This is a genomic window from Limnoglobus roseus (assembly GCF_008254045.1).
GTDB classification, from domain to species: domain Bacteria; phylum Planctomycetota; class Planctomycetia; order Gemmatales; family Gemmataceae; genus Limnoglobus; species Limnoglobus roseus.
Map to the genome: position 1 here is coordinate 5,923,921 of NZ_CP042425.1, position 20,934 is coordinate 5,944,854.

At 64.3% G+C, this 20,934-nt stretch carries 19 protein-coding genes; 15 read left to right on the forward strand and 4 right to left on the reverse strand.

The genetic code is table 11. The annotated features are described in order from the left end of the window. Window position 1 precedes the first annotated feature (1 nt). Window positions 2-1,405: a hypothetical protein gene (locus tag PX52LOC_RS24960; RefSeq protein ID WP_149112633.1), complete on the reverse strand. Its 1,404-nt coding sequence runs from the start codon at window positions 1,403-1,405 to the stop codon at window positions 2-4. A gap of 122 nt (window positions 1,406-1,527) precedes the next feature. On the opposite strand from PX52LOC_RS24960, the gene PX52LOC_RS24965 reads away from it, so the two are divergent. The 4 genes from PX52LOC_RS24965 to PX52LOC_RS24980 are packed head-to-tail and all read left to right on the forward strand — an operon-like array spanning window position 1,528 to window position 4,958. Continuing rightward, window positions 1,528-2,766, forward strand: a complete 1,239-nt coding sequence (locus tag PX52LOC_RS24965; RefSeq protein ID WP_178132570.1) for an FG-GAP repeat domain-containing protein — start codon at window positions 1,528-1,530, stop codon at window positions 2,764-2,766. 1 nt (window position 2,767) lies between these two features. Next, complete coding sequence (locus tag PX52LOC_RS24970) at window positions 2,768-4,135, forward strand: glycosyltransferase family 87 protein (RefSeq protein WP_149112634.1); 1,368 nt, start codon at window positions 2,768-2,770, stop codon at window positions 4,133-4,135. A gap of 32 nt (window positions 4,136-4,167) precedes the next feature. Continuing rightward, window positions 4,168-4,665: an acetolactate synthase small subunit gene (ilvN, locus tag PX52LOC_RS24975; protein ID WP_149112635.1), complete on the forward strand. Its 498-nt coding sequence runs from the start codon at window positions 4,168-4,170 to the stop codon at window positions 4,663-4,665. Next, window positions 4,662-4,958 (forward strand): hypothetical protein, encoded by a 297-nt coding sequence (locus PX52LOC_RS24980; protein WP_149112636.1) that lies wholly within the window; start codon window positions 4,662-4,664, stop codon window positions 4,956-4,958. Before ilvN ends, PX52LOC_RS24980 begins: the two co-directional genes overlap by 4 nt. A 73-nt stretch (window positions 4,959-5,031) precedes the next feature. Here the strand turns inward: PX52LOC_RS24980 and PX52LOC_RS24985 are convergent, their stop codons facing one another. Together PX52LOC_RS24985 and PX52LOC_RS24990 are read right to left on the reverse strand one after the other, a co-directional pair. Beyond that, complete coding sequence (locus PX52LOC_RS24985; RefSeq protein ID WP_168219193.1) at window positions 5,032-7,350, reverse strand: TolC family protein; 2,319 nt, start codon at window positions 7,348-7,350, stop codon at window positions 5,032-5,034. Window positions 7,351-7,562: 212 nt separating this feature from the next. After that, a complete protein-coding gene (locus PX52LOC_RS24990) occupies window positions 7,563-7,928 on the reverse strand; it encodes a DUF962 domain-containing protein (protein WP_149112638.1) in 366 nt (121 codons plus the stop codon). Window positions 7,929-8,039: 111 nt separating this feature from the next. Here PX52LOC_RS24990 and PX52LOC_RS24995 point away from each other — a divergent pair, with 111 nt between their 5' ends. From PX52LOC_RS24995 to PX52LOC_RS25025, 7 genes are all read left to right on the forward strand, one after another. Further along, on the forward strand, window positions 8,040-8,672 hold the full coding sequence (locus PX52LOC_RS24995) for a CerR family C-terminal domain-containing protein (RefSeq protein ID WP_149112639.1): 633 nt from the start codon (window positions 8,040-8,042) through the stop codon (window positions 8,670-8,672). Further along, the gene (locus PX52LOC_RS25000; protein ID WP_149112640.1) at window positions 8,669-9,817 is read left to right on the forward strand and encodes an ABC transporter permease; all 1,149 of its coding nucleotides are present in this window, start codon (window positions 8,669-8,671) and stop codon (window positions 9,815-9,817) included. The genes PX52LOC_RS24995 and PX52LOC_RS25000 overlap by 4 nt, the downstream gene beginning before the upstream one ends. A 193-nt stretch (window positions 9,818-10,010) precedes the next feature. Continuing rightward, window positions 10,011-10,739 carry an ABC transporter ATP-binding protein gene (locus PX52LOC_RS25005; protein WP_149112641.1) on the forward strand — a complete coding sequence of 243 codons (729 nt, stop codon included), beginning with the start codon at window positions 10,011-10,013 and terminating at the stop codon, window positions 10,737-10,739. Between the two features lie 13 nt (window positions 10,740-10,752). Continuing rightward, window positions 10,753-11,835, forward strand: coding sequence for an HlyD family secretion protein (locus tag PX52LOC_RS25010; RefSeq protein ID WP_149112642.1), 1,083 nt, complete (start codon window positions 10,753-10,755; stop codon window positions 11,833-11,835). Between the two features lie 68 nt (window positions 11,836-11,903). After that, a complete protein-coding gene (gene rpe / locus PX52LOC_RS25015) occupies window positions 11,904-12,572 on the forward strand; it encodes a ribulose-phosphate 3-epimerase (RefSeq protein ID WP_149112643.1) in 669 nt (222 codons plus the stop codon). Beyond that, window positions 12,572-13,501 carry an ATP-grasp domain-containing protein gene (locus PX52LOC_RS25020; RefSeq protein WP_149112644.1) on the forward strand — a complete coding sequence of 310 codons (930 nt, stop codon included), beginning with the start codon at window positions 12,572-12,574 and terminating at the stop codon, window positions 13,499-13,501. The genes rpe and PX52LOC_RS25020 overlap by 1 nt, the downstream gene beginning before the upstream one ends. 366 nt (window positions 13,502-13,867) lie before the next feature. Further along, window positions 13,868-14,278: an RNA recognition motif domain-containing protein gene (locus PX52LOC_RS25025; protein ID WP_149112645.1), complete on the forward strand. Its 411-nt coding sequence runs from the start codon at window positions 13,868-13,870 to the stop codon at window positions 14,276-14,278. Between the two features lie 43 nt (window positions 14,279-14,321). Here the strand turns inward: PX52LOC_RS25025 and selB are convergent, their stop codons facing one another. Further along, the gene (gene selB, locus PX52LOC_RS25030; RefSeq protein ID WP_149112646.1) at window positions 14,322-16,253 is read right to left on the reverse strand and encodes a selenocysteine-specific translation elongation factor; all 1,932 of its coding nucleotides are present in this window, start codon (window positions 16,251-16,253) and stop codon (window positions 14,322-14,324) included. Between the two features lie 108 nt (window positions 16,254-16,361). Here selB and PX52LOC_RS25035 point away from each other — a divergent pair, with 108 nt between their 5' ends. The 4 genes from PX52LOC_RS25035 (at window position 16,362) to PX52LOC_RS25050 (ending at window position 20,933) form a co-directional block, all read left to right on the forward strand. Next, window positions 16,362-17,750 carry a prolipoprotein diacylglyceryl transferase family protein gene (locus PX52LOC_RS25035; protein WP_149112647.1) on the forward strand — a complete coding sequence of 463 codons (1,389 nt, stop codon included), beginning with the start codon at window positions 16,362-16,364 and terminating at the stop codon, window positions 17,748-17,750. 56 nt (window positions 17,751-17,806) lie between these two features. Further along, on the forward strand, window positions 17,807-18,994 hold the full coding sequence (locus PX52LOC_RS25040; protein WP_149112648.1) for a lactate racemase domain-containing protein: 1,188 nt from the start codon (window positions 17,807-17,809) through the stop codon (window positions 18,992-18,994). After that, on the forward strand, window positions 18,991-20,076 hold the full coding sequence (locus tag PX52LOC_RS25045) for a glycine cleavage T C-terminal barrel domain-containing protein (RefSeq protein WP_149112649.1): 1,086 nt from the start codon (window positions 18,991-18,993) through the stop codon (window positions 20,074-20,076). The genes PX52LOC_RS25040 and PX52LOC_RS25045 overlap by 4 nt, the downstream gene beginning before the upstream one ends. Window positions 20,077-20,162: 86 nt before the next feature. Next, window positions 20,163-20,933 carry a 3-keto-disaccharide hydrolase gene (locus tag PX52LOC_RS25050; protein WP_149112650.1) on the forward strand — a complete coding sequence of 257 codons (771 nt, stop codon included), beginning with the start codon at window positions 20,163-20,165 and terminating at the stop codon, window positions 20,931-20,933. The last annotated feature ends 1 nt before the right edge of the window (window position 20,934 follow it).

Sequence of the window (20,934 nt, forward strand, 5' to 3'; positions counted from 1 at the left end):
TTTACGGGGCGGTCCGCTGGAACACGGTGCTGATGTCGTCCTCGAAGATCAGCCTCCAGCGGTCCGACTGTTCGCGAAGAGTCGTTTCGAACAACCGCCCCTTCTGGGCCAGCACGACATTGGCGACCCGCAGGTCGGGGTCGGTCTTCCAGCCGTCTTCGACGGACCACGTCTGATAGGACTGCGTCATTCGCTCGTTGCCGTAGAGGTTGGTCCGCCCGTCGAACGAGACGGGGTACTCCGGCAGTTCCCACGCGAGATACCCGCCCCAGTCGAAGTCGTTGAAGATCGGCCCCGGCGGCCGCGTCTCGCGGAGGAACGCGGCGGCGTGAACGGGGTACTTCTTCGCGTGGGCCGCGGCATAATCGGTGTCGGCGAGCAGACCGACGGAGTTCAGGATTCGCAACAGCAAGAACGCCGCGAACACGATGCCGACAATGGTTCGCGTCCGGGGCCGAGGGACGGACTCTTCACCCGCGTCGCGAATGACGGCGGCTGCGGCGAGGGCACCGAACCACAGGTCGCGGTACATCCGGCTGGCGAGGAACGCCCCGGCGAGCAGCAGACCCAATTCGAACCCATCGACCGGCCGGCGGCCGAACCACTTCACCACCGCCCACACAATCAATGACGCAACGGCCACCGTCCATCGGCTCGCGAGATCGGGGGCCGATAACTCCTGCACGAGCGACCGCGGTGCGGCTTGCGTGGCGTATTCCCAGATGACCTCGAAGAGATGGACGTGGTACGGGTTGGCAATCGTGGCCAACACGGTGCCAACGAGCAGCACGGATAACTGCCGCCGACTCGCCTGCCCGGGGAAGAGGCACGCCAGACCGAGGACTCCCCAACCGAGGACGTACTGAATGTGCAGGTTCGCCCAGAGCGCGAACAGCGGAATCAGCCACCACGCGCGGCGGGCAGGCATTCCGTCGCGGAGAGCAATGGTTGCCCACAGGGTCATCGTGGTGAACGCAATCGTGACGTGCCACGGCCGTTCCGGGGCCATTGGCATGACGAGGACGACGACGCCCGCCGCCACCATCAGCCCCGTCGGCGTTAGCCCGGACCGACGGAAGATGAAGGCGAAGACCGCGCCCGTGGACCCGGCCGCGAGGAGCGTGCGGAACCACATGATGCCGGTGACGCCGCCGACGGCGTGAACCTGATAGATGGCCCATTCATAGAGCCAACTGTACGCCCGCCAGGGGACGTTCTCGTCTTGACCAATGCGCGAGATCGGGTCGGTTTGCGGGACCGTGCCGGTGTCCGCGATGAACTTCCCGATGCGGAGGTGCCACCACGTGTCGTGCTCGACGGTCGGAATCAGCGTGTTCGCGGCCGGGAGTGCCGCCAGAAGGAACACGACGAGGTAAGGCCACCACTGTTGCCGCCGAGACGCCATACCGGAGGGTATGCCGCGGAACGGCCCCTGTCAAACTTCGAACCGGATGCTTGCTTCCGCCGGTCGAAACAACCATAATCACTCCCAACCCCGCCCCACTTCCTTTTCACAGGATCATCCTCATGCGCTTCCTGCTCTCCACGCTGGTCGCGGTCGCCGCCCTCGGCGGCGCTCACGCGGCCGACGAACCCAAGATCACCTGGAAGAAAACCGTCCTCGACGCCAAGTTCCGCGCGGAAGGCGTGGCGGTTGCCGACGTGAACAAGGACGGCAAGAAGGACGTTCTCAACGGCGAGTTCTGGTACGAAGCCCCCGACTGGAAGCCGCACGAGATGCAGAAGCCGGGCGAGTACTACATGGGCCTCGGCAAAGACGGCAAGGGGAACAACTACAGCCACTCGTTCGCCTGTTGGGCGGACGACTTCAACGGCGACGGCTACCCCGACCTGATCGTGATCGACTTCCCGGGCGAGCCGTGCCACTGGCTGGAGAACCCGAAGGGCAAGGACGGCCACTGGGCCAAGCACGTCATCGGCCACAGCGCGTGTAACGAGACGCCGCTGTACACCGACCTGTTCGGCACCGGCAAGCGTGTCCTCATCATGGGCTTCCAGCCGAAGAACAAGAAGGTCGACGGCAACGAGGGGCAGATGGCCTACTTCACGCCGAACGAGAAGGATCCGAATGCCCCGTGGGACGTCCACCCGATCAGCGAGGCGAGCGCACCCGGCAAGCCGATCCCCGGCACGATGCGGTACAGTCACGGCCTCGGCGTCGGCGACATCAACGGCGACGGCAAGAAAGACGTGATCTGCACCGGCGGTTGGTGGGAGCAACCGCAGTCCCTCGACGGGGCCGGCAAGCCGTGGGCGTTCCACCCCGCCAACCTCGGCGAAGCCGCCGCCGACATGTACGCCGTGGACATGGACGGCGACGGCAAGGCCGACGTCCTCAGCACGTCGGCCCACAAGTTCGGCATTTGGTGGCACAAGCAGCGGCCGGCGAGTGGCAGCGAGTCCCCGGCGTTCCAGAAGATGGACCTGTTCCCGAAGCTGGTCAGCGAGACGCACGCGGCCCACTTCCAGGACATCGACGGCGACGGCCGCCCGGACCTCATCACCGGCAAGCGGTTCGGTAGCCACGGCGGGGCCGAACCGGGGGCGAACGGCCCGGCGATGCTCTACTGGTTCAAGAACACGAAGGGGGCCGACGGCCTCGTGACCCTGACGCCGAACGTCATCGACGACAACTCCGGCATCGGCACGCAGTTCGAGGTGACGGACCTCAACGGCGACGGGCTGCTCGACGTGATCACATCTAACAAGAAGGGCGTCCACGTCTTCGTGCAAGAGCGGAAGTAACATGAGCGAAGATCTCGCCCCGCTAACCCCCGCCACTCGGACCTGGTCCGAGTGGCGAATCCTTCGCTGGTTTCTTTTTTTGTTGATCTGTGTAGCCGCCTACGGCCCACACTACCTCGAAGCCTTCCGCCCGCCACCAAATAAACTCGGCGACTTTCATCAGGAGTGGCTCTCCGCCCGCAACTTTGCCCACGGCGGTCGAGCGTACGCCCCGCAACGAGACATCGCTCAAGAACACCTCGGGATACCAGCCGAAGAGGCCGCACGACTGCTTCCCTGGAATGCCCACCCGCCCGTCTCCGTTTTGCTGGCCTTGCCCCTCGGAACGCTGAGCTTTCGCGACGCGCAACTGGTGTGGAACCTGGCAAATGTGCCGCTGTTCGTTCTCAGTCTGGTTCTGATCGTTCGGGGAATTGGGATGCCGTTTTCGGCCACCTCCGTTCTCCCAACCGCCGCCCTGACGTTGGCCTGTCACCCGATTTATTCTCAGTTCCAGCACGCACAGTTAAACATCATTCTGATGACCCTCATCACCCTCGGGTGGCACTTCGACGGCCGGCGCGATTTCGGCTGGGCGGGTGCGGCGATCGGGGCCGCGGTCGCGGTGAAACTGTTCCCGGCCTTCCTCTTCCTGTACTTTCTGGCCTCCCGTCGATGGCGGGCGCTCGCCGCCGGCACGATCGTCTTCGTGGCACTGCAAGGGGTAGCCTTGTTGGTGCTCGGGGTGGACGACTGTCGCACGTACGTCGAGCAGGTCGTGCCCAGCATCGTGAATTACGAGTCGAGTCGACAGAACGTGTCGCTGGCGGGGTTCTGGCTTCGAATCTTTAACCCGCACCCCAACGAGCACGTCGATGCCTTGGCCGTGTCGCCCGTGACGGGGCTGGCGTTCTCCTACGTCTCCCGCTTGATCGTGGTCCTAGTGCTCGTTCGTCTAGCGGTCGGGGCACGGTCGAAGTTCGAACACGATCGGGCTTTCGCCGCGTGCGTTGTCGGCATGATGCTCGCCTCGCCGATCACTTGGCCGCACTACTTCTTAATGTTGGCCCTCCCACTCGCGTTGGCATGGCAGTACGTCCGCGGAATCGGGTGGCGAATCCTGTTCTGGGTCGTTTTTGTTTTGCTCTGGTTGCCGAATTATTACTTCCCCTCGCTCGTGCTCGGGGCGGAACGGGGGATGATGATGTACTTGCTCGGTACGAGTCAGATATCGGCGGGGCAAAACCTAACGCTCGCTTCTCTGCCGAATTATGCCCTGCTGGCGTTGTTGGTCCTGGTGAGGAACGTGCGCGACCGAACCGGACGCTCGGGAGCGGTGTCCGGGGGTGGGGAACCGGCGACTACTGTCCCGGTGGGCGGCGGTCCCTAGAATCTCGGAACCCACCACCGTAGGAACTTTTGATGCGTCACGTGCTCTCCGCACTCGTTCAGAATCAGCCGGGGGTGCTCGCGCACATCTCAGGCATGTTGGCCTCCCGCGGGTTCAACATCGACAGTCTTGCCGTCGGCGAGACCGAACAACATGACATGTCGCGGATGACCTTCGTCATCAACGCGGCCGACAACGTCTGCGATCAAGTCCGCAAGCAACTCGACAAGATCGTCACCGTCGTCCGCGTCGACGACATCTCGGCCGAGAACTTTGTTGAACGTGACCTGATGCTGCTCAAGGTGAGTTGCTCAGGCGCGAAGCGGGCGGAAATCTTCCAGCTCGTCGAGTCGTTCCGCGGCCGCGTCGTCGACATTCAACACGAAAACGTGATGATCGAAGTCAGCGGCACGGAGGGCAAGGTCGAGGCGTTCGTCGACCTCATGCGGCCCTACGGTATTATCGAACTCGCCCGAACCGGCCGCATCGCCCTGACCCGCGGCGCGGTCAAGCCGAGGGACGACGAATGACCCCAAACATTGTGCTCCCCACCCGCCGCCTCGATCCAGCGTTCGTCGATCTGTTGAAGGGCCTGACACCGGGCGAGCGGATCAAGATCACGCAGACCGTCCGCGTCGGCGGCCGGACGTGGCCGGCCGAAGCGGCGGGCGTGTTCCGCGGCCTCAGCTACCTGTCGACCGGCGTCACGGTGGACCGCGTGCCCGAGGACGATGTCATCGTCCCGACGGTCCACTTCACCAAGGACAGCGGCGAATTGGCGTCGATCAGCATCGACGAGAACACCAAGGTCGTGAAGATCTGAGTCGGACGGACGAAACGCAACCGGCCGCGTTCGAACTTCGAACGCGGCCGGTTGCGTTTCGTCATCTCGCCGATCAGTTCTGCTGAGTCGAGATCGGCAGACTCGGCGGAATCTCGACCGGCGTCGAGCCACCCGACTTGGCCCGCGTCGGAATGTGGGCCGTGCCGATCGGCGTGAACACGGCCGGCGGGGCCTGGGCGTCTTGTGCCCCCGGCCACGGCCGGACACTCGGCAGTTGGTTCGCTTCCGTGAAGACCGGCAGCGGTTGCGACGTCGGCATCATGGACCCACCCGCCACGGGCATCGCGGGAGACATCGGCGTCGTCGGGGTGGAGGGCGCCGTCGGCATCGTCATGCCGGGACCACTCGGCAACGGCATCCCGGTGGCCGGGACGGCGTACGGCATCCCGGGCAGGGAGATGTTGCCGCCCGCGTTCGGGGCCGGCAGTTTCTCCAGGGACGGGTCCCACGGGGCCGACAGCGATTGCAGCGGCAACTCGTCCGACCGCTCCCGCAGCTTCAGAGCCGCGTTCCGGGCACTGAAGTGATCGGACGCTTTCTTCCCGACGTGCTGCGGCAGTGGGCCGTCCCCGACGGACACGTTGTTGTACCGCTGGATCGTTCCCTTCTCGAATTCCAGGGCCGCCAGCGTCGTGTTGTACTGGGCGATCGACTGGAACTCGGCCGCGAGGTTGGTCGCGAAGTTCTGCTGAACTTGCAGCACGTTGAACAGCGTGTTCGTGTCCCACGCCCCGCCGGTGATGAGCTTCTGGTTCAGGGCCAACGTCTGTTCGAGTGCGACCCGCGTCTGCCGGCGGAGGATGATGTCCTGGTGCCGGTAGATCACGTTGCGGTACTGGCGGACGACGTTTTCCAGAATCTTCCGCTCGGCGTCGTGCAACTGGTAGTAGCTGCGGAGCATGGCCAACTGCGACTGGCGGACGGCGGCGTTCGCGTCGCGGAAGCCGAGCGGCACGTCCATGCGGAGGCCGAGCTGCCAGCTGTTCGCGTCGTTGTTCGCGAAGTTCGCGAGCGCGTTCTGCCGGACGATCTGCTGGGTTCCGGTCGTGCTCGTGGTGACCTCGTCGGACCCGTCCAACCGCGTGCCGATGCCCGCGATGTCTTGCGACGCAAAGAACCGTAGGTCCGGGCGCCGCTGGTTCTTTTGCAGGATCAGGTCGAGTTGGCGGAACTTCAGGTCGTGGCGGGCGATGATCAGTTCCGGCCGCGTTGCCAGGGCCTCGTTCGCCTGTTCGTAGTAGTCCGGCATGTACGGGGCGAGCGTCGGCTCGTCGATCGGCACAAGCCGCATCCCATCGGCGAACGACGTTTCCCCGAGCAGCCCGCGGAGGTTCCGCTCGGCGTCGAGAATTTGGTTCCGGGCTTCCAGCACGTTCCGGCGGAAGGTCCAGTATTGCGATTCCGTCTGCGTCAGTTCCTGCTGCCGAACCGTCCCGACCTCGAACCGCTTCTTGATGACGGTGTACAGTTCGAAGGCTTGCTTCAACGTCTCTTCCTGGGCGTACAGGTTGTAGTACGCCGCGTAGAGGTTCCAGTACGCCGTCTCGATGTTAAACAGCATCTGATTTAACTGGCGGTCGAATTCCGCCCGCTGTTGGTCGTACCGGATGCGCGTGACGAGGATACCTTCTGTCGTCGTGCCACCGCTCGGTCGGAGGCCGCTGATGAGCAGGCTACCGGGGTGACTCTGGGCGAGTTGGTTAATCTCGATGCCGAAGCCTTGCAACAACGGCTGTTCGAACAAGAACTGAACCCGCGGCGTGTAGGCGGGGTTGAGCTGCGAGTTGAACGCCCCACTGGTCTGGTTGAACTTCCGGTAGTCGGTGCTGAACGTGATGCCGGCGACGCCCCCGGTGGGCAGGGGCTTCGCGAAGGTCGAACTCAGCGTTGCGGAGTCGCCGTTCGTGAGTTGCTGTTGGAAGTTCACGACCGGCTGGTCGTTCTTCGCCCACGTCAGGCTCGTGATCCAGCGGGCGTCGAACTTCGACAGCGACCGCTCGATGTTCGCCCCGACGATCGCCGGGTCGATGACGAGGGCGCGAATCGAGTCGGTACCGCCGACGGTTTGACCGGAGAAGGAGAGCGGCAAGCTGTCTGACGGCAAGCCGGCGTTCAAGACCCCGCCCTGAATCCCCAGGTTCCCCTTCTCGATGCCGATGGCGATGCATTCCTTGAGTGTCACGTTCCGCGCCGGCCGCGTCGGGTCGAGCGCCGTCGCCGGGGCACCCCCCTTATCGACGAGCGACGGCGGGATCGGCGAGTGAGGCTGCTTCTCCAGGTATTCCAGCCCCCCCGACAGCGCCGACTTGTGGTCGCTGGGCTCCAAGAAGAGTTGGTGCTTGCAGCCGCTCATCGGAATGACGGAAAGCAATCCCGCGACAATCCGAGCTTTCCAGCGTCCAACCCGTTGCATTCTCTTCGTCACGCGCATCCCCCCCATCGCTGACGTGCCTCACTCTGGTGGGCATCCTCCACTGCTATCGGCGATAAGCCGGGAAAACTCTACGGCATTTGTCGCGTGTGCCGGCGCGTCGGGAAGTTTTTTTGAGAAGGGAGGGGGATTGGCTGAAGTTCGCAAACAAGTCAATCTGGCAACGTGCCGACTCCGGGCGAGGCGGGCGGGACAGGCAAGGCATAACGCGGGGCCAGGGCCGTTACTGGAAGGCCCATCATTCGCTTCACCGGGATGAACTCGCCCACGTCGTTGCCTTCAACTTGATGGCCGATCCACTGCAAGAGGTAGCCGAGGATGAAAGCCGCGAGGGCCCACCACCACGGCAACACGAAGAGCAAAATTGGTGCGACCAACAGGGCCAGCGGAATGCCGACCATGTGAATCGCGAAGTTGAAGTTGTTCCGATGGCGGGTGAGCCAGTTCTGCCGCGCACGCCCGGCGAAGCTCAGGAGTCGCCGGGCGATGGGGAAGGAGTAGCGGGGACGGTCCGTCATGGAGATGAGTTAGTTCGCCGCTTGAGTGACGGCAACCGGAAAGAAAACTCTTGCATTTCCCCGAGCGTTGGGTAGAGTGATAAACAATCAATTGAAACAAGAGTTTGAAACATGGATTTTGCGTTGGATGCGAAAGAACGACTCCTGGATGCCGCGGAAGAAGTCTTTGCGGATAAAGGGTTTAACGCGGCGACGATCCGCGAGATCATTAATCGAGCGAACGTCAACATCGCGGCGGTGAACTACTACTTCGGGGACAAGGAACGCCTTTACATCGAAGCGGTGAAGTACGCCCATCAGTGCAGTTGGAAGGGCCTGCCGCAGCCCGAATCCTCGCCGGACGCCACGCCGGTGGAAAAACTGCGGCTGTTCATCCGCATGATGGCGACCTGGACAAACGCCATTGCCCGGCCGAGTTCGGTCCAGTTGGTGATGCGCGAGATGTTGCACCCCACGGCAGCGGCGAGGGAAATCGTCCGGGAGTCGATTCAACCAACAGGTTTCCGCCTACGGGCCATCGTGGAAGAGTTGTTTCCCGGGATCGAGGAAGGCCGGTGCCTCATGATCGGGTTCAGCATCATGGGCCAGATTCTCTTCTACAAGCAGAACCGTCGGGTCGCAGAGTTGATCTTCGGCAAGGAACCGGTCGCGGCGCTCGAGACGGAGTCGGTGATCGAACACATCACGCAGTTTACCCTGGCCGCGCTCGGTCAGGGTCCGCCGGTCAACGGGAGGCCGTCATGAACTGGGTTGCCCTGCGAATGCTGACCGGCGACCGGGCGAAGTACCTCGGCATCATCTTCGGCGTTGCCTTCGCCGCCCTGCTGATGGGCCAGCAGTTGAGCATTTTCTGCGGCCTGATGCGGAACACGACGAGCCAGATCCGCGACATCGAAGGGGCGGACATCTGGGTGATGGACCAGAACGTGCAATTCGTCGATGATGTGAAGCCGATGAGCGAAAACGAGTTGCTCCGGGTCCGCGGCGTCGAGGGTGTGTCGTGGGCGGTCCGGCTCTACAAGGGGATCGGCCGGGCACGACTCGACGACGGCAACTTCCAACAGATGATTCTGATCGGTCTCGACGACGCGACCCTCGTTGGAGCGCCGCGGCCGGACCGCATCGTCCACGGCGAACTCGGCGACCTGCGGCAGCCGAACGCCGTCTTCGTGGACGAGTTCGGCTGGCGATATCTCTTCGGCAAGGAGCCGTTCCAACCCGGCAAGACTCTGGAGATGAACGACAAGCGAGCGGTGATCGTCGGCATGTGCAAATGCAACCCGACGTTCCAGACCTTCCCGATCCTCTACTGCACCTACTCGCAAGCCGTGCAGTTCTTGCCGCAGGAGCGGAAGACGCTCACCTTCATTCTGGCGAAGGGCAACGACGATCTGCCGAAGGAACAGGTCTGCAAGGCCATCGAAGACCAAACCGGCCTGCGGGCACAGACCAACGACCAGTTCTTCTGGACGACGATCCAGTACTACATGCAGCGGACCGGCATCCCGATCAACTTCGGCATCACGGTCATGCTCGGCTTCGTCGTCGGCTGTGCCATCGCGGGCCAGACGTTCTACCTGTTCACGCTGGAGAACCTGAAGCAGTGGGGGGCGTTGAAGGCGATGGGCGTGAGTAATCTCCGCCTCGTCGGCATGATCCTGCTGCAAGCCGTGATCGTCGCGCTCATCGGCTACGGCCTCGGCATCGGCGGAGCGGCGCTGTTCGGGTTCGTTTTCCAGAGGGCGATGACCTCGACGCCGCCGGCGTTCTACTTCGGCTGGCAAATCCTGGTCGGGACGGCCGCGGCGGTGGTCGTGATCTCGTTGGCCGCCAGCCTGCTGAGTATGCGGCGCGTGTTGTTCCTCGAAGCGGGGGTGGTGTTCCGATGAAAACCACACGCCGTGACTTTTATTCTTCCCTCTCCCCCGGCTTTGAGGGGGAGAGGGCCGGGGTGAGGGGGAGTACCTTCCTCCAGGTGAAGCGAGTTTCTGTTGAATGCAGTTGTTCCCCCTCACCCTGCCCTCTCCCCCTCAAAGCCGGGGGAGAGGGTAAGAGTTCGGTGTCGGCGAGTGAGAGGAAGCGATGACCGCAACCGTATCCGCCCCGCCGATGGCGGCCATTCAGTTCCGTGGCTTGTCGAAATTCTTCGGCACCGCGGAAACGAAAGTCACTGCCCTCGACAATATCGAACTCGCGCTGCCCTACGGGGAGATGGTGCTGCTCGTCGGCCCGTCAGGCTGCGGCAAGACCACGCTCATCTCGATCGCGGCGGGACTGCTCAACCCTTCGGAGGGCGAGGTCGTCGTCCTCGGCCAGAACCTCACGAAGATGGGGGCGAACCGCAAGGTCCGCTTCCGCGGCGAGAACATCGGCTTTGTCTTCCAGCAATACAACCTGTTGCCAGCATTGTCGGCGGTCGAGAACGCTTGCGTGCCGCTCTTGATCGCGGGCTGGAACCGGGCGAAGGCCATCGCGAAGGCGGCGGAAATTCTCACGGCCGTCGGACTCGGCAACCGGTTGAAGGCGTTCCCCTCGCAACTCTCGGGCGGCCAGCAACAGCGGGTGGCCATCGCGCGGGCGTTGGTCCACGAGCCGCGCCTCCTTGTCTGCGATGAACCGACGGCCGCTCTCGACGCTGCGTCCGGCCGAACGGTGATGCAACTCATCAAACAGGTGGCCGTGCAGCCCGACCGGGCGGTCGTGGTGGTGACGCACGACAGCCGAGTGTACGACTTCGGCGACAAGATCGTGTCGATGGCCGACGGCCGCGTGGTGGAAGTGCTCGGCAAGGGCCAACGGCCGCACGAATAACAGGAGTTCGACCATGCTCACCCGTTACATACTCCCGCTGTTGGGGCTGATCGCGTTCGCGTTCGCCGTCCAGCAGATGACCCAGGCCCAACAGAAAACGCCGCCGGCCGTCCCGCCGGTCGAGCCGGCGAAGTCGCCGTTCGCGAAGCAACTGGCCGGATCGGGCATCATCGAACCGGAGACGGAGAACATCTCCATCGGCACGAACCTGCCCGGCATCGTCGAGCGGGTCAACGTGAAGGTCGGCGACATGGTCCGGCCCGGCGTGCCACTGTTTCGCCTGGACGACCGGCAGTTGAACGCCGAGTTGGTCGTGCGAAAAGCTTTCCTCGAAAACGCCCAGGCGACGCTGGAGAAGTTGAACAACGCGCCGCGGCCGGAGGAACTGCCGCCGTTGCGGGCGAAGGTTGCAGAGATGGTCGCGAACCTCGACGACCAGACGAAACAACTAACCCGCCTGCAACGGCTCGGGGCGGCCGCATCCGAGGACGAACTGACCCGTCGCGAGGCCGGCGTGGCGGTCGCGAAGGCCCAACTCGAACGTGCGAAGGCGGACCTCGCGTTACAAGAAGCTGGGTCATGGAAGTTCGACCGCCTCGTTTCCCAATCCGCAGTGAAGCAGGCGCAAGCACAGGTCGAGCAGACCGGCATCGAACTCACGCGGCTGACGGTGAAGGCCCCGCAGTTGAAGTGGGACGCCACGAACTCGGCCTCGGATGCGACCGAGTACAAGGTGCTCCAGGTAAATGTGCGACCGGGCGAATTCGTCGGCACGGTGCAGGGGCAGGCGCTCATCGTCCTCGGCTACATCGGTAAGTTGCACGTCCGAGTGGACATTGACGAGAACGACATCGGCCGCTTCCGCCCGAACCTGCCGGGCTTTGCGCAGCCGCGGGGCAACCCGCACGTCAAGTTCCCGATCTCGTTCGTGCGGGTCGAGCCCTACGTGATCCCGAAGAAGTCGTTGACCGGCTTGAACACCGAGCGCGTCGACACGCGGGTGTTGCAAGTCATCTACCGCATCGAGTCGGCCGATCTGGCGCTCTACGTCGGACAGCAGATGGAAGTCTTCCTGAACGCGGCCGAAGGGAAGTGAGGGCGGCTGATCGGGTACGACGGATTGTCGTATCTTAACAGCACTTCCACTACCGAAGGAGTGACGGGATGCCCGCGATTGCACCCTCGATTTTGGCGGCCGATTTCTCGCAACTCGGCGAGCAGGTCAAGCTCACCGAGGCCGGCGGGGCCAACCGCGTTCACGTGGACGTGATGGACGGGCACTTCGTGCCGAACCTCAGCATGGGGTCGATCGTCTGCAAGGGGCTCCGCCCGGTCACGAAGATGCCGCTCGAAGTCCACCTCATGGTCGAAGCGCCGGCCAAGTTCCTCGACGACTTCGTGAAGTCCGGGGCCGACTCGTTCATCTTCCACCTGGAAGTCGAACCGGAGCCGACGGAGATGATTCAACACATCCGCTCGCTGGGCAAAAAGGTCGGCCTCGCGGTCAATCCGAACTTCGCGATCGAAAAGTTGAAGCGGTACATCCCCGAGATCGACCTGGCCCTGTGCATGACCGTGTTCCCCGGTTTCGGCGGGCAGAAGTACATTCCCGAGAGTACGGCCCGCATCCGTCAGATTCGGCAGTGGATTCGCGAGTTGAACCCGGCCTGCGAACTCGAAGTGGACGGCGGCATCGACGCCCGCACCATCGGCGAGGCCTCGGCGGCCGGGGCGAACGTCTTCGTCGCGGGCACGGCCATCTTCGGCGCGAAAGAAGGTGCGACGGCGGCCACGAAGCACCTCCACGACCTCGCGGCGGCCGCCGCGACGTGATGCGCATCTTCGTTTACGAGCACCTCACCGTCCACGGCATCGGCCGCGACCCGGACTCGCCGGACCACGGCATGTACCGCGAAGGCCAGGCGATGCGCAATGCCGTCGTCGCCGATCTGGAGGCGATGGCGGATGTCGCCGTCGTGGGGCCGGACGACGCGGAGTTCGGCATCGTCATCGCCCCGGAAACCGGCGGCGTTCTCGAAGAGCGCGTCCAACACTTTCAGGCCACCCACCGGCTGATCGCGTCGAGTCTGTCGGCCCTCGCCCTGACCGGCGACAAACTCGCCCTCGCGGACCACTGGCAACGGTACGGCGTCCCGACGCCCTTCACGGCGTCCGCGGCCGATTGGCCTTCAACCCGCGTGCCGGCTGTGCTCAAGCCGCGCGACGGGGCGGGTTCGTGCGAGACGTACCTGTGTGCGGACGACGCGACCTTCCGGCGGCGGGTGATCGAACGGATGGCGGCCGGCCCGCCGATGATCGCCCAGGACTTTGCCCCGGGCCGACCGGCGAGCGTGGCGTTTCTCGTTGGGCCGAATCAGACACTCGCCCTTCCACCGACGTTCCAAACCCTGAGCACCGACGGCCGCTTCCAATACCTCGGCGGCGAACTCCCAATCCCGCAAGAGTTGGCTGAGCGAGCGACCGCGATCGGCACCCGTGCGGTGGAGTCCGTGACGGGGCTGGGTGGGTTCGTCGGTGTCGATCTCATTCTCGGCGACGCGGCCGACGGTTCGGGAGATCGTGCCATTGAAATCAATCCGCGCCTGACGACTTCCTACGTCGGCCTGCGGGCACTGGCCGGGACCAACCTCGCTGCCGCGATGCTGACGGCTTTCGAGGGCGGGGTCGTGGGCTTCCTCCCCTGGAAGTCGGGGAGAATCGCGTTCTCCCCGGACGGGTCGATTTTTCTTCCGAGCGGCTGAAATTGGACTGGCATTTTACCCGAACGTTGCTACGATCCTTCATGCGCGAACGGGGTGGCCCCGTTCGGTAGGAATAGGACGAACCGGTGGTGGTGCACTTCTAGCTTTTCGTTAGCGGACCCGCTCTGAGCTTATCCCTTCCGAGTGCTCCGTCGTCGTCGAGCTGGTGGCCCGTTGGTGTTTGTCTGTGGCGAACGACCGTGCGACGATTGAACCCCAATCCGACCCGAATGTCCCTCAGCACAACCGAGCGGGTGCGGTCGCGCGCCGCGTTTCATCCTCGTCCCGGTGTCGCCGTGCGGCGGTCGCCGAGTTGGTCGTTTCTTGGGGCGGACGCGGTCCGCCCGTGCTCCGAAGGGTAACGTCATGGCGGTGAATCTGTACGTGGGCAACCTGCCCTTTTCGACGACGAACGAAGACCTCACCGAGGCCTTCAGCGCTTACGGAACTGTTGTCAAAGCCCAGGTCCTTCAGGACCGGGAAACCGGCCGCTCCCGCGGCTTCGGGTTCGTGGAAATGAGCGACGGCCACCAGGCGGCCATCGAGGCGCTCAACGGGGCGGAATTCCAGGGCCGACGGCTCACGGTCAACGAGGCCAAGCCCCGCGAAGAACGCCCCCGCAGCGGTGGCGGCGGCGGTGGTGGCGGCTACGGCGGTGGCGGTGGTCGTCGCGGCGGGGGCGGCTACGGCGGTGGTGGGGGTGGGGGTGGTGGATATGGCGGTGGCGGTGGTCGTCGTGGGGGTGGCGGCGCTGGTTACGGTGGCGGCGGCTACTGAGCGCGAAAACAACATCCGACCCGGCCGACGGCGGTCGGGTTTTTCATTCCGCCGTCTGGCCGGCCAACATCCGCAAGTCGCCTTGCCGCCGGGTCACGCCGGCACGGTCGAGGTACTCACACAACGGCACGGCATATTTCCGCGTCGTGCCGAGCAAGTCTCGAATCTCGGCGAGGGTCAACCCCTCGGACGTTCGAAGCCCGTCGGCCACCACCTGCCGCGCTTTCGCTTCCTCGTCCGCGTGCAGGAAAAAGTCTGCGGCGATCCGGACCAAATGCCCTTCGGCCACCGCGACCTCAAAAATCTCTTTCAACGCGCCCGCATTGCCGCCGGCGGCGTTCGCGAAGCTCGCCGGGTCCGGGGGTGAGCAGCCGCCCCGGCGGTGGTCATCGACGATCTTGTCCTTGAGCTTCCGCTGGTTGACGCTCAACCGCGGCTTGAAGTCCGCACGCGCGATTCGCTTGGAGTCTCCGACGATTTGCTTCGAACCGATCATCCGGTCCGTGACCGCTTGCACGAGCGATTCGTTACCGACGTAGTCCAACCGGGCGAGGACCATCGGGCGGGCATGGTTGGTATGAAGCGGGTGAGCAGCATGAAGATCGCGGAGCACGTCCAGGATGAGTTCACCTAACTCGCGCACGCGATCACGGTGCAGGAAATGCTTCCGATTCAGGCCCAGAGTCATTTCTACGAGCGCATCGTCAGCGAGAAGTTTCAGGATCGTCGGCTCGATTTCGCTGCAGGGTAACGCCGCCATCCGCACCAGATCGTTCGCCTCAAACCCCTGGAAGCCGGCGAACCACGCGGCCGCGGTGGTCCGGTGGAGGGGCTCGTCCGTCGCGAGTTGCTCGACCCGTTCGAGCGATTCGACGTGCCGTCGGCGGAGTTTCTTCCCGGTCGGTTGAAGAACCTGGCCGCCGCCGAGCGTGTGCTCGGCCGAGGAATCCCGGAGGACGAACGGCTGCCCCCAAACGGCCGTGACGGACTCGTCGAGGAAGAGTTGCGCGAAGACCCATTCTCCCGGCCGCACGAGGTTGGTGTCGAGGAGCGAGAGGGTAGCGGGCACGTCGGCGGTGCCGACGTGCAACCGCACCGGCAGGCGGTGCTTGAGAGGCCGTTCCGGGAGGGTGAGGTTCTGCAACCGCACTGTCAGCACTTTGCTCGGCACCAGGATGCCGGGCGTGGCGAGTTCCTGACCCCGCTGGACCGCGTCGTGCGGCACGCCGGCCAAGTTGAGGGCTGCCCGCTGGCCGCGGTGGAGTTCGTCGGTGGATTGGTTGTGGCGGTTCAAGCCGCGAACGCGAACCCGCTCGGACGTGCCGTCCCCCTTGTGCCAATCCAACTCGTCGCCGACGCGGACGGAACCGGCGGTCGCCGAGCCGGTCACGACGGTTCCGTGTCCTTGCACCACGAAAGAGCGGTCGATCGCGAGCCGGAACCACCCCGCGTCCGGCCGCGGCGGGAGTTTTTCGCACGCGGCCGCGATTGCGGCCTTCAATTCCCTGACCCCAGTTCCGGCGACGGCCGAGGTGGGGATGATCGGGGCGTCTTGCAGGAATGAGCCGCGGACCAGTTCCCGAACGTCCAGGATCGCGAGTTCGCGGGCGGTGTCGTCCACGAGGTCGGCCTTCGTTAGCGCGATCACGCCCCGCTCGACGCCGAGGGCGTTCAAGATCGCGAGGTGTTCGCGCGTCTGCGGCATGACAGCGTCGTCCGCCGCCACGACGAGCAGCGCGAGGTCGATCCCCGTCGCCCCGGCCAGCATGTTCTTCACGAATTTCTCGTGGCCGGGCACGTCCACCACGCCGAGGTCGAACCCCCCGAGGCTCAGTTGAGCGAAACCGATGTCGATGGTGATGCCCCGCCGCTTTTCTTCGGGCAGGCGGTCACAGTCGATGCCGGTGAGGGCCTTCACGAGTGCCGTCTTGCCGTGGTCGATGTGCCCGGCCGTGCCGAGGATGAGGTCGCGCATGCCCCCATTTTATCCACACCGCGGCGGCCCGAACTGGTCGTGCATTTCGGGAGGGCCGTGCGTAACATGTTCTGACATCCCCGAATCGCGTTCCTGGGTGGGCGACTGATGCAGCAGGTGATTTTCCATTTCCCGTTCGTCGGCTTCCCGCTCTACGGCTTCGGGCTGATGTTGTTGTTGGCGTTCTTCACCGTCATCGCCTGGAGCAAGTGGCGGACCCCGAAGGTCGGGCTGTCGTGGGAGCGGTTTCAGGACATGGCGATGCTGCTACTGCTGACCGGCATCGGCGGCGCGCGGGTCTTGTACATGATTCAGTACTCCGACCAGTTCCCCGACAAGTCGGCGCTCGGGTTGTTGATCGGCTTCGTTTCGATCTGGGACGGCGGGATCGTGTTCTACGGCTCGATCTTCGGCGGAATGCTCAGCTACTACTTTTATCGCCGATTCGTGCTGAAGCGGCTCAATATCAACGGCTGGCAGTTGGCCGACGCCGTCGCCCCGATGCTGGCGATCGGCATGGCCCTCGGGCGAATCGGGTGCTACCTGAACGGCTGCTGTTGGGGGCAGGTGGCCTGTGCGGAGTGTCAGCCGATGCCACTGCCGCCGGAACTCGGCCAGTTCCCCCTGATCCCGTCGCACGCCCGCAAGCAGGTGACACTGCCCCCGTATCAGTCCCGCCTGCCGCAGATTCACGGACTGCAAACGACCACCGGCTTCACCATCGTCGCACCCGGCGAACTGCCGCCGTCCGACCCGCGGTCGGTCGTGGCCGCCATCGAACCCGGCACGGCCGCGGAAAGATCCGGCTTGCAACCTGGGGACAAGGTCGTCGAGGTGAACGGCCGGCCCAATCAGATGATCCTGGAAATCAACGGACCCGCCAAGGTTCTCGCCGGTGCGCAGGAGCGGGCCAACATCGACAACGTCACGGTCAAGTCCATCGACTTGGCGAAGGACGAGAAAGCACTAATCGTCGAAACCGCCGATCCCGCCGCGTTCACTGTTGTCCAAGCGAAGCTCACGCCCTTGCGGGAGCAACTCATCCTCTCGCCGCACGACAGCCTCTATGAGTTAACCCGCAACGGGGCACTCGGCCAGACGGAACTCGCGCTCGTGGTCGAGCGCAAGGGGGAGCGCGTGCCGGTCACGTTCACGCCGCGAACGGTAACATTCTTCCCGACGCAACTTTACGAGACGATCAGCATGGTCTTGCTGACGTTGCTCCTGCTCGCGTACCAGCCGTTCCGCCGCCACGACGGGCAGGTGATCGTGCTACTCATGCTCGGCTACGCGGTCCACCGCTTCCTGAACGAAGCCATCCGCATCGAGCCGACCTACCGGTTCGGCCTGACGTTGTCGCAGTGGATCAGCATTCTGATCTTCGCGATCGGCGTGCTACTGGAGGTTTACCTCCGGTACACGCAGCCGAAACTGCCGGCCGCGCCCGTACCACTCGGCTACGGCTCGCACGCGATCCCGGAGCCGGTGAAAGCCTGAGTTGCCGGCGGCCGTATAATCCCACTGTTCGCCGGAATACCGCGAGAGTGGGTGGGATGAGTTTGCCAATCGAAATCGCGTTCGGGACCGAAACCTGGCATTTAGAACTGCCGGCCGAGAAGCGGGTGACCGCGCATCGGGCCGGTTGTGTCGCATCGACTGCGTCGGCCGCGGAACAGGTGCGGGCCGCGCTGGAGAAGCCGTTCGACTTCGAACCCCTCCGCCGGGCACTGACGCCGGACGACCACGTCGTCGTCGTCGTGGACGAATCGTTGCCAGCCCTCGCTGAGATCGTCACAGCCGTGCTTCAACACCTTGGCACCGCGGGTGTCACGCCCGAAGCCGTCACGCTGCTGACGCCGCCGAAATCGGTCGGCGGGAACTGGCTCGACGACCTCCCGGACGAGTTCGCGGACGTGCGAACCGAGGTCCACGACCCGGCCGACCGGAAGAAACTCGCGTACCTCGCCACCAGCAAGGGCGGCCGGCGGCTCTACCTCAACCGCACGCTCGTGGAAGCGGAATTTACCGTGGTCGTGTCGGGCCGCAGGTACGATCCGCACCACGGGTACGCCGGCGGCGAATCGCTGTTGTTCCCGACCCTGAGCGATGACGAGACGCGGACCGCGTTCCAGGGGGACGCGGCGAAGGAGAGTCGTGGCGAACCGGCCGAGGCGGCGTACCTGCTCGGCACGCCGTTCTTCGTGCAAATCATCGAGGACGGTGATCGCGTACTGGACGTGGTCGCGGGACTGCCGACCAGCACGGCCGAGGGCATTCGGCGGCAGGACGAATTCTGGGGCGTGCGGATCGACGAGAAGCCGGACACGGTCATTACGTTCGTGGACGGCCGGGCGACGTTCGCCGAGATGGCACTGGCGGTCCACCACGCCTCGCGGGCCGTGGCCCGCGGCGGGAAAGTTGCCGTCCTCGCGCCGCCCGTGGACTTGGTGGGCGAGGGCCTCACGCTCCTCCGGCACTGTGTGGACCCGCGTGAAGCCCTCAAGTTCGTCTCGCAGGCCAAGCCGGCCGACGCGACCGCCTGTCGCCAGTGGGCGACGGCCGCATCGCGGGCCAAACTCTACGTGGCGAATGTCGCCGACGACACGGCCGAAGAACTCTTCAGCACCCGCGTCGGCAACGAGCGGGAACTGCAACGGTTGGTCGAAACGTCCGAGCGGGTGTTGATCCTTCCGAACGGGCACCGGTCCCGCGTCGAACTCTCTTCCGAGTCACCCGAATGACGACCCTTCAGGAATTGCACGCCGAGCGCGGGGCGAACTTCAGCGACTTCGCCGGCTCGCGCCTGCCCGCCGACTTTGGTGATCCGACGGCAGAGTACCGGGCCGCCACCACGGCGGCCGCGCTCTTCGACACGTCGCACGCCGGCAAACTCGAAGTCAGCGGCCCGGACGCACCGAAGTTCCTGACGAACCTCAGCACTAACGACCTGCGCGACCTCCCCCTTGGTGGCGGGTGCGAGACGTACTTCCTCGACCACAAGGCGAAGACGCTCTTCGCGGCCTGGGCCTACCACGTTCTGGTGGAAGGGGCGAAACACGCCATCTGGCTGGAGACGACCGCCGGCCGCGGGGCGAAGTTCTTCAAACACCTCGACCGCTACCTTATCTCTGAGGCCGTCGAGTTGGCCGATGTGACCGAGCAATTCGCGCAATTCCACCTCGCCGGCCCGAAGGCGAAGAACGTCCTCGACGCAGCCCTTGGCGAGGCGTTGCCCGACTTAGCCGAGTTCCAGCACCTGGAACGATCGTTCGGCCGCACCGGGAACTGCTCGATTCGCCGACACGACCGGCTCGGCCTTCCGGGGTGGGATCTTGTCTGCCGGTCGGTGCACGCCGGCGGCATTTGGCAGATGCTCACCGCCGCCGGCGCGACGGCCGCGGGTCTGAACACTTTCGAGACGTTGCGAATCGAAGCTGCCACGCCGGTCTACGGCGTGGACATCGACGAGGGCCGGTTCGTCATGGAGATCGCCCGCGTCGAACGGGCGGTCAACTACGCGAAGGGCTGCTTCATCGGTCAGGAACCGATTATCATGGCTCGCGACCGGGCGGGCTTCGTCAACCGAGCGTTCTCGATGGTGAAGGTGCGGGGCGGCGAACCGTTGCCCGCGGGCACGAAACTTCTCCGCGACGGGCAGGAAGTCGGTGTCGTGACGTCGTCGGCCGTCTCGCCGCGTTTCGGCGGGCCGGTCGCGCTCGGCTATCTGCGTCGCGGTCATCAAGACGTTGGGCTACAACTCGAAGCGATGACGCCGGCGGGGCCGGTTCCGGTGGAAGTACTCGGCCTTCCCGCTAATCCGTGACCGATCGGGGGCGTTTCGACTACACTGGGCATCACCGTGTCCCCGTGTCGAGGAACCCTCCCGTGAAGCTATTTTCGCGTTTGTTCATGTTGTCGATTCTCGTGCTGACCCCTGCGCTGACTGCCCGGGCCGACGACCCGGCAAAGAAGGAAGAGTGGAAGCAGCTCTTCAACGGCAAGAACCTCGACGGCTGGACGCCGAAGATCAAGGGGTTCGAATACGGCGACAACTACAACGACACCTTCCGCGTCGTCGACGGCGTCATTCAGGCCAATTACGACAAGTACACGAAGTTCGACGAGAACTACGGCCACCTCTTTTACAAGGACAAGTTCTCGAACTACCGCCTGCGGGTTGAGTACCGCTTCACCGGCCAGCAGGTCAAGGGCGGCCCCGGTTGGGCACAGCGCAACAGCGGCGCGATGTTGCACTGCCAGGACCCGAAGACGATGGGCAAGGACCAACTCTTCCCCGTGTCGATCGAGGCACAGTTCCTCGGCGGCCTCGGCAAGGGCGAACGGCCGACGGGCAGCATGTGTTCGCCGGGCACCAACGTCGTCATGAACGGCAAGCTCATCACGACCCACTGCATCAACTCGAAGTCGAAGACCTACAACGGCGACCAGTGGGTGACGATTGAGATGGAGGTCCACGGCAGCGGCACAATCAAACACATCGTTGAGGGCCAGACGGTGATCGAGTACGAGAAGCCGCAACTCGACCCGAAGGACATGGACGGCCGCAAGCTCATTAAGGACGAGAAGAACCTGCTGCTCTCCGAGGGGTACATCTCGCTCCAGGCTGAGAGCCACCCGGTCGAGTTCCGCAAGGTCGAGATACTGATCCTCGACAAGTAAC

What these genes read in the sequence shown, in the direction of transcription:
- PX52LOC_RS24960 (WP_149112633.1), bottom strand. Translation starts at nt 1,405, where the DNA reads ATGGCGTCTCGGCGGCAACAGTGGTGGCCTTACCTCGTCGTGTTCCTT.
- PX52LOC_RS24965 (WP_178132570.1), top strand. Translation starts at nt 1,528, where the DNA reads ATGCGCTTCCTGCTCTCCACGCTGGTCGCGGTCGCCGCCCTCGGCGGC.
- PX52LOC_RS24970 (WP_149112634.1), top strand. Translation starts at nt 2,768, where the DNA reads ATGAGCGAAGATCTCGCCCCGCTAACCCCCGCCACTCGGACCTGGTCC.
- ilvN (WP_149112635.1), top strand. Translation starts at nt 4,168, where the DNA reads ATGCGTCACGTGCTCTCCGCACTCGTTCAGAATCAGCCGGGGGTGCTC.
- PX52LOC_RS24980 (WP_149112636.1), top strand. Translation starts at nt 4,662, where the DNA reads ATGACCCCAAACATTGTGCTCCCCACCCGCCGCCTCGATCCAGCGTTC.
- PX52LOC_RS24990 (WP_149112638.1), bottom strand. Translation starts at nt 7,928, where the DNA reads ATGACGGACCGTCCCCGCTACTCCTTCCCCATCGCCCGGCGACTCCTG.
- PX52LOC_RS24995 (WP_149112639.1), top strand. Translation starts at nt 8,040, where the DNA reads ATGGATTTTGCGTTGGATGCGAAAGAACGACTCCTGGATGCCGCGGAA.
- PX52LOC_RS25000 (WP_149112640.1), top strand. Translation starts at nt 8,669, where the DNA reads ATGAACTGGGTTGCCCTGCGAATGCTGACCGGCGACCGGGCGAAGTAC.
- PX52LOC_RS25005 (WP_149112641.1), top strand. Translation starts at nt 10,011, where the DNA reads ATGACCGCAACCGTATCCGCCCCGCCGATGGCGGCCATTCAGTTCCGT.
- PX52LOC_RS25010 (WP_149112642.1), top strand. Translation starts at nt 10,753, where the DNA reads ATGCTCACCCGTTACATACTCCCGCTGTTGGGGCTGATCGCGTTCGCG.
- rpe (WP_149112643.1), top strand. Translation starts at nt 11,904, where the DNA reads ATGCCCGCGATTGCACCCTCGATTTTGGCGGCCGATTTCTCGCAACTC.
- PX52LOC_RS25020 (WP_149112644.1), top strand. Translation starts at nt 12,572, where the DNA reads ATGCGCATCTTCGTTTACGAGCACCTCACCGTCCACGGCATCGGCCGC.
- PX52LOC_RS25025 (WP_149112645.1), top strand. Translation starts at nt 13,868, where the DNA reads ATGGCGGTGAATCTGTACGTGGGCAACCTGCCCTTTTCGACGACGAAC.
- selB (WP_149112646.1), bottom strand. Translation starts at nt 16,253, where the DNA reads ATGCGCGACCTCATCCTCGGCACGGCCGGGCACATCGACCACGGCAAG.
- PX52LOC_RS25035 (WP_149112647.1), top strand. Translation starts at nt 16,362, where the DNA reads ATGCAGCAGGTGATTTTCCATTTCCCGTTCGTCGGCTTCCCGCTCTAC.
- PX52LOC_RS25040 (WP_149112648.1), top strand. Translation starts at nt 17,807, where the DNA reads ATGAGTTTGCCAATCGAAATCGCGTTCGGGACCGAAACCTGGCATTTA.
- PX52LOC_RS25045 (WP_149112649.1), top strand. Translation starts at nt 18,991, where the DNA reads ATGACGACCCTTCAGGAATTGCACGCCGAGCGCGGGGCGAACTTCAGC.
- PX52LOC_RS25050 (WP_149112650.1), top strand. Translation starts at nt 20,163, where the DNA reads ATGTTGTCGATTCTCGTGCTGACCCCTGCGCTGACTGCCCGGGCCGAC.